This window comes from Novosphingobium sp. NDB2Meth1 (assembly GCF_900117425.1).
Taxonomy (GTDB): Bacteria; Pseudomonadota; Alphaproteobacteria; order Sphingomonadales; family Sphingomonadaceae; genus Novosphingobium.
On the sequence record NZ_FPEH01000005.1, the window covers coordinates 1 to 3,813 of the forward strand.

Genomic DNA, 3,813 nt, shown 5'->3' on the forward strand with positions numbered 1-3,813 from the left:
TGTTGATTGCCACTGAGAAGTGACCCGGGAGAGGCCGTAATTTCCACTGAGATTTGACCCATGTTCTGATCGTTCCCTTGGCTGGCAGTCGGGGGATCATGGAGTGATCGACATGGCGTTATTGAGTGTGATCCGCCGCTGGCATTTCCGTGAAGGTATGCCGATCCGGGAGATTGAACGGCGCACGGGCTTGTCCCGTAACACGATCCGCAAGTACCTGCGGGCTGGCACGGTTGAGCCCCGGTTCAAGGTGCCTGAGCGACCGAGCAAGCTGGACCCGTTTGCCGAGAAGCTGTCAGGCTGGCTCAGGATTGAGGCTGGCCGGTCCCGCAAGCAGCGGCGCACGGTCAAGCAGATGCACGCCGATCTGGTGACCCTCGGTTATGACGGCTCGTACAACCGGGTCGCCGCCTTCGCGCGGGAGTGGAAGGCCGACCGCCAGCGCGATGCGCAGACCAGTGGGCGGGGCACCTTCGTCCCGCTGGTGTTCATGCCGGGAGAGGCCTTCCAGTTCGACTGGAGCGAGGACTGGGCGATCATCGCCGGCGAGAGGACCAAGCTGCAGGTTGCGCACAGCAAGCTATCGCACAGCCGGGCCTTCATCGTCAGGGCCTATCTGCTCCAGACCCACGAGATGCTGTTCGATGCCCTGACCCAGGCGTTCCGGGTGCTCGGCGGAGTGCCGCGCCGCGGGATCTTCGATAATCTATGGACGCCTCCCGCCGCAAGGTAGTTCTGATCGTTGCATCCGGCTTGGGTTGCGTGAATCTATCCGGCCTGTGGTCGGAGCGGTCACGCTCCTGGCCTTGATGGGAGTCCGCTACTTCTTGCCTCATAACATGATCGGCCTCGATGGCCTTGTCGTAGATCAGGCTTCGAAGCGGCGGCCCTTGCCGTTGCACCATCAACATCCACCTCGCAATTCTTCGGGGACCTAGCCCCGTTCAGCCAATGCGTTACGCTGGCAGGTAATCTTCCTTCCGGGCCAGCAGCACCCAGGCCAGGCGAGCGGTCTTGTTGGCAAGCGCCACGAGCGCCTTGTTGAAGCCTGCTCGAGCGACAATGCCCTTCAGCCAGACTGATCGCCCATCGTCTTTTGCAGCAAGTCGGCTGATCACCGCCCGGGCCCCATGAATAAGCTGGCGCCGCAGATAATGGTTGGCGCGTCGCCCGATGCCGCCGAGCCTGGGCTTGCCGCCGGTCGTGTACTGTCTTGGCACTAACCCGATCCACGCGGCGAGCTCCCGGCCTGAGCGGAAATGCCGACCGTCATCTACCGCGGCAACAAGTGCGGTCGCAATAACCGGCCCGACGCCCGGCAACGCTGCAAGCCGGCGACAGGCTTCATGCTCGCGGCAGATGCTAACGAGCTTGGCGTCGAGCTTCGCAAGTCGGGCTTCTACGTCGGTGAGCTGATCCATCAGCTCAGTAAACAACTCGCGGGCAAGGTTGGACAAATCAGCCTCGGCCACGGCTGCCGGGACTTGCTGACGAAAGCGCCACGGGCCTTTAGGTAAAACTACGCCGTACTCGGCGAGAAGCCCCCGGGCGTGGTTGATGAGCGAGGTGCGTTGGACGACCAGCCGCTCTCGCACGCGGTGCAGGCTTTGAAGATCCTGCTGCTCGGTCGTCTTCACCGGGACGAAGCGCATCGTCGGCCTCGAGGCCGCATCGAAGATCGCCTCTGCGTCGATGGCATCGTTCTTGGACCCGCGCACGAACGCCTTGACGAACCTTGGGTTGACCAGGCGCACTTGGCGACCGGCCGATGAGAACCGTCGACCCCAGTGGTGGGCGCTCGCACAAGCCTCCATAGCAACAATCGCGGGATCAAGTTCGGTGACTGCGTTCTCGAGCTTGGCACGACTTACCTTGCGCGAGATAACTACCCCATCGGCGTCGATCCCGTGCAGGTGGAACGACTGCTTGCCCAGATCGATCGCGAGCATCTCCATTGTCATTGCCTTCCTCCTTCTTGTTGACCGACATGTTGGTCGGAAGACGGGAGGCGTCCATCCCATAACATGAAGACCGCGGTCGACCGCATCGGCGCAGGCAAGGTGCGTCAGGTCAATGCCCGGTTCTCGGCGATGGCCAGCCATTATCTGTTCGAGCCGGAGTTCTGTAATCCCGCCGCCGGATGGGAGAAGGGTCAGGTCGAGAAGAACGTCCAGGATGCTCGGCGCCGGCTGTGGCAGCCGTTGCCGTGCTTCCCCGATCTTGCCGAACTCAATGCCTGGCTCGAGCAACGCTGCATCGAGCAATGGCACGAGATCCAGCATGGCGTCATGCCCGGCACCATCGCCGATGCCTGGGCCGACGAGGTCGCCAGCCTGATGCCGCTGGGACGCACCTTCGACGGGTTCGTCGAACATGCCAAGCGGGTCTCGCCGACCTGCCTCGTACACTTCGAGCGCAACCGGTACAGCGTGCCGGCCTCCTTCGCCAACCGCCCGGTCAGCCTGCGGGTCTATCCGGACCAGATCGTCGTAGCGGCCGAGGGCCGGATCCTGTGCGAGCATGAGCGGATCATCGAGAGGTCCCATCATCTGCCCGGGCGGACGGTCTATGACTGGCGTCACTACCTGGCGGTAATCCAGCGCAAGCCCGGAGCCCTGCGCAACGGAGCACCCTTCCTGGAGATGCCCGATGCCTTCCGGCAGTTGCAGGCATCCCTGCTCAAGCGCCCGGGAGGTGACCGGGAGATGGTCGAGATCCTCGCCCTGGTCCTCCAGCACGACGAACAGGCGGTTCTCTGCGCGGTCGAGCTTGCGCTGGAAGCCGGCGTGCCGACCAAGACCCACGTGCTCAACATCCTGCACCGGCTGACCGACGGCAGGGCTGGCACGCCACCCAAGATCGATGCTCCCCAGGCCCTGACCCTGCGGCGTGAACCCAAGGCCAATGTTGAGCGCTATGATGCGCTGCGCAGCAGGGAGGCCGCCCGTGCGTCATGATCCCGCCAGCGCCGCCGTCGTGGTCATGCTGCGCGGCCTCAAGATGTATGGCATGGCCCAGGCCGTCAGCGACCTCATCGAGCAGGGGGCCCCGGCCTTCGATGCCGCCGTGCCGATCCTGTCCCAGTTGCTGAAGGCCGAGGTGGCCGAGCGCGAGGTGCGCTCGATCACCTACCAGACCAAGGCCGCCCGCTTCCCGGCCTACAAGGACCTCACCGGCTTCGACTTTGTCTCCAGCGAGGTAAACGAGGCGATGGTCCGCCAGCTCCACCGCGGCGAGTTCATCGACGGCGCCAACAACGTCGTGCTGATCGGTGGGCCCGGCACGGGCAAAACCCACATCGCCACGGCCCTCGGCATCCAGGCCGTCGAGCATCATCGCAAGAAGGTGCGCTTCTTCGCCACCGTCGACCTGGTCAATGCCCTTGAGCAGGAGAAGGTTCTGAACCGGGCCGGGCAGCTCGCCGATCGCCTGCTCCGGCTCGACCTCGTGATCCTCGACGAGCTGGGCTACCTGCCGTTCAGCTCATCGGGCGGTGCCTTGCTCTTCCACCTGCTCAGCAAGCTCTATGAGCGCACCAGCGTCATCATCACCACCAACCTGAGCTTCTCCGAGTGGGCCGGGGTCTTCGGTGATGCCAAGATGACCACCGCGCTCCTCGATCGGCTCACCCATCACTGCCACATCCTGGAGACCGGGAACGACAGCTTCCGCTTCCGCGCCAGCAGCGCCGCAGCCCCCAAATCACGAAAGGCCAAATCACCCGCTTGACCCTGCCCCCGCACTGGGGGACACATATCCACCCGGGTCAATTCTCGATGGAAATCCCGGGTCACTTCTCAGTGGCAATCAACA

At 63.7% G+C, this 3,813-nt stretch carries 2 protein-coding genes and 2 pseudogenes; 3 read left to right on the forward strand and 1 reads right to left on the reverse strand.

From position 1 onward, the window contains the following. Positions 1-112: 112 nt before the first annotated feature. Positions 113-715, forward strand: a pseudogene (gene istA, locus NDB2M1_RS00040) (IS21 family transposase); the annotation flags it as partial. Positions 716-956: 241 nt separating this feature from the next. On the opposite strand, the gene NDB2M1_RS00045 reads toward istA, so the two are convergent. Continuing rightward, positions 957-1,955, reverse strand: coding sequence for an IS110 family RNA-guided transposase (locus NDB2M1_RS00045; RefSeq protein ID WP_083554571.1), 999 nt, complete (start codon positions 1,953-1,955; stop codon positions 957-959). Positions 1,956-2,021: 66 nt separating this feature from the next. Here NDB2M1_RS00045 and NDB2M1_RS00050 point away from each other — a divergent pair. Beyond that, positions 2,022-2,957: pseudogene (locus NDB2M1_RS00050) on the forward strand (IS21 family transposase); the annotation flags it as partial. Continuing rightward, complete coding sequence (gene istB, locus NDB2M1_RS00055; RefSeq protein ID WP_072378529.1) at positions 2,947-3,729, forward strand: IS21-like element helper ATPase IstB; 783 nt, start codon at positions 2,947-2,949, stop codon at positions 3,727-3,729. The pseudogene NDB2M1_RS00050 and the gene istB, both read left to right, overlap by 11 nt. Positions 3,730-3,813 lie beyond the last annotated feature (84 nt).